Raw genomic sequence first — 1,241 nt, forward strand, 5'->3', positions numbered from 1 at the left:
TGACTATTTTTGTTATGGTTCGAGAAATAGCATCTGGATAAATATGTTAGATACTTAAGAGTTAATTTAAGCCTTATTAAAATTTCTTTCAAGAAATTCATCTTTTTAAAATAAGGCAATCCCGAAGATTAAGATTCTGTAAAAAAGGTAGGCCTTAGTACTAAATATGTGATTTCAGTGTTATCACCTAATGAAGAAACCTGCACTTTTGTATAATAAGTTCAATACAAAGAACGTTAATCCTTCTTGGATTAACGTTCCCATTATTTTTATACAACATTATTTTTTACTACATAAACACCTAGAGGTAACAATCCTATTCGTCCTCGTTTTCTTCATCTATATCTTCTAAGGGGGTTATTTCGATATTAGAATTTAAGAATTCATTTTTCTCAAAAGTATCTTTAACATTTCTTTTTATAGTTTCGTTAACACTTCTAAGCCCACGTTTAGCTTTGTAATCTTCAATATTTACTATCTTATCGTTAAATTCATCAGCAACAGTGACATCCTGTAATTGCCTAATAGCTTCTCTTAATCTTACAACCTCAGGGTTTAATGGCTCGTCGTCTTCTCTAGGTGTTTCATCTTCTAAAGTTGCTCTTTTATTATCTAAAGCATTTATGAAAACATTACCTATAAATGAACTTGCGATATATCCAACAATCCACCCTATTATTGTAGGACTATTCTTACTTAGCTCTTTAACTTCTATTTTATGTTCATTTCCTTCTTGTAATTCTTCTTTAATAAACTCTTTTGCTAAAATATCGATATTACCACTTTCTAAATCTAAAATAGCTACTATAGGTCTTGTATATCTTCTATATTTTTTATAAAATTCACCATAATATCTATAATAAAAATTGCTACTTCTATTGTTTTTTATATACTCATCCAGCTCTTGTTCATCTAAAGACTCTATAATTGCAATAGTTACGGAATCCTCTACAAATTTATCTAAACTTGTTTCAGTATTTTTTATTATTTTTTCACATTTCGTTTTTAGACTTGAATTTTCTTCATCAATTAAAGTATTCACATACTCAGTTAACGCATCGAAATTTATGCTTGAATTATTATTAAAATTAGGCTCTATATATTCAAGCATTTTATTTCTATCCATTAAAATGTCGTTTTCCTTTAATAATTTGTAGATATTTCTATGGGCTTTAAATACTAAATCAAGCTTTTTTATTTTTATATTTGGTGACATTGGAATTATATCGCCTAAATAATAT

The 1,241-nt window shown here is 27.4% G+C and carries 1 protein-coding gene; it reads right to left on the minus strand.

The genetic code is table 11. The features are described from left to right. Nucleotides 1–316: 316 nt before the first annotated feature. Nucleotides 317–1,241, minus strand: a 925-nt coding sequence (locus QYG89_RS16985) for a hypothetical protein (RefSeq protein WP_404319403.1), incomplete at its 5' end; no start/stop codon positions are given.

Source organism: Bacillus lumedeiriae (genome assembly GCF_044891285.1).
In the GTDB taxonomy this organism is placed as follows: domain Bacteria; phylum Bacillota; class Bacilli; order Bacillales; family Domibacillaceae; genus Pseudobacillus; species Pseudobacillus lumedeiriae.